Annotated in this window: 1 protein-coding gene; it reads left to right on the forward strand. The window is 44.7% G+C overall.

All coding sequences use genetic code 11. The annotated features are described in order from the left end of the window. The coding region (locus tag R2Q80_RS21855) for a hypothetical protein (protein WP_316801646.1) at window positions 1-2585 on the forward strand (2585 nt) is incomplete at both ends.

Below are 2585 nucleotides of genomic sequence, written 5' to 3' on the forward strand. Positions count from 1 at the left end.
CACACCAACATTGGCTACCATTACACCATCGGGTGCCGTGACTTTAGTGAAATCTATTAGCGGTAATGTTCCTAATAAAGCAGGCGAGGTACTGAATTACAATCTTGTGGTTAAAAATACAGGTAACGTCACCTTAACCAATCTTGTGGTTACGGACGTCAATGCCTTAGTAACCGGCTCACCGGTTTCTAGTCTGGCTCCAGGCGCAAGCGTAACACTTACTGCTGTTCATACATTAACGCAAGGGGATGTTGATGCAGGTACCTATACCAACACCGCAAGCGTTACAGGTAAAACACCAGCTGGAGCAGATGTGAGTGATCTATCAGGAACGGCCGAGACTAATGATACGCCGACAGTGGCTACCATTACTCCGGCTGGTGCTGTGACTTTAGTGAAAACTGTTAACGGTACTGTGCCGAATAAAGCAGGAGAGGTATTGAATTACGATCTTGTTGTTAAAAATACAGGTAACGTAACCTTAACCAATCTGGTGATTACTGATGCAAATGCCACAGTAACCGGCTCACCGATTTCTAGTCTGGCTCCGGGGGCAAGCGTAACATTAGGCGCCGTTCATACTTTAACACAAAGCGATATGGATGCAGGTATCTATAGCAATACGGCAATGGTAACTGGTAAAACACCAGCTGGATTGGACGTGACTGATGTTTCAGGAACGACCGAGACTAATGATACACCAACAGTGGCAACCATTACTCCGGCTGGTACCGTGACTTTAGTGAAAACTGTTAACAGTTCCGTTCCTAATAAAGCAGGAGAGGTATTGAATTACGATCTTGTTGTTAAAAATACAGGTAATGTCACCTTAACCAATCTGGTGGTTACGGACGCCAATGCCTTAGTAACCGGCTCACCGGTTTCAACTTTAGCTCCGGGGGCAAGTGTAACACTTACTGCATCCCATACCTTAACTCAAGCCGATATTGATGCGGGGACATACGCTAATACAGCAAGGGTCACGGGCAAAACACCAGCTGGATTGGACGTGACTGATGTTTCAGGAACTACCGAGACTAATGACATACCTACTGTTGCAACGATTACTCCAGATGGTGCTGTGACCTTGGTTAAAACAATCAATGGATCAGTACCAACGGCTGTTGGTGGTGTATTAAATTATAACCTGGTTATTAAAAACACAGGTAACGTAACCTTGACCAATCTGGTGGTTACAGACGCGAATGCAATTGTTACGGGTTCTCCTGTTTCTACTTTAGCTCCAGGTGCAAGCGTAACATTAACGGCTGTTCATACTTTAACTCAAGCCGATATTGATGCGGGTACATACAGCAATACGGCAACAGTAACTGGTAAAACACCAGCTGGATCTGACGTGACTGATGTCTCAGGAACGACCGAGACTAATGATACACCAACAGTGGCAACCATTACTCCGGCTGGTACCGTGACTTTAGTGAAAACTGTTAACGGTTCCGTTCCTAATAAAGCAGGCGAGGTATTGAATTACAATCTTGTTGTTAAAAATACAGGTAACGTTACCTTAACTAATCTTGTGTTTACGGACGCCAATGCCATAGTAACCGGCTCACCGGTTTCGACTTTAGCTCCGGGCGCTAGTATTACACTTACTGCATTCCATACCTTAACTCAAGGGGATGTTGATGCAGGAACCTATACGAACACCGCAAGCGTCACAGGTAAAACACCGGCTGGAGCAGATGTGAATGATATTTCAGGAACGACTGAAACTAATGATACGCCTACTGTTGCCACGATAATTCCAGGGGGTTCAGTTACTTTAGTTAAAACAATCAATGGATCAGTACCAACGGCTGCTGGTGGTGTGTTGAATTATGATCTTATCATCAAGAATACCGGAAACGTGACCTTGGCCAATCTTGTGGTTACGGATGCCAATGCTGTGGTAACGGGTTCTCCGGTTTCTACTTTAGCTCCGGGCGCAAGTGTAACATTAACCGCTGCTCATACTTTAATTCAAAGCGATGTAGATGCTGGAACTTATACTAACACCGCAAGCGTTACAGGTAAAACACCAGCTGGTGCAGATGTGACTGATGTTTCAGGAACGACCGAGACTAATGATACACCAACAGTGGCAACCATTACGCCAGCTGAATCTTTGACTTTAGTGAAAACTGTTAACGGTACTGTGCCGAATAAAGCAGGCCAGGTATTGAATTACGATCTTGTTGTTAAAAATACAGGTAACGTAACCTTAACCAATCTGGTGGTTACCGATGCAAATGCCACAGTAACCGGCTCACCGATTTCTAGTCTGGCTCCGGGTGCAAGCGTAACATTAACGGCTAATCATACTTTAACACAAAGCGATGTAGATGCTGGAACTTATACTAACACCGCAACGGTAACTGGTAAAACACCGGCTGGTGCAGATGTAACTGACGTTTCAGGAACGACGGAGACTAATGATACGCCAACAGTAGCAACGATTACTCCGGCTGGTGCTGTTACTTTAGTGAAAACTGTTAACGGTACTGTGCCGAATAAAGCAGGAGAGGTATTGAATTACAATCTTGTTGTTAAAAATATAGGTAACGTAACCTTAAGCAATCTGGTGG

The sequence above is a fragment of the Pedobacter frigidisoli genome, from assembly GCF_032678525.1.
Lineage (GTDB): Bacteria > Bacteroidota > Bacteroidia > Sphingobacteriales > Sphingobacteriaceae > Pedobacter > Pedobacter frigidisoli_A.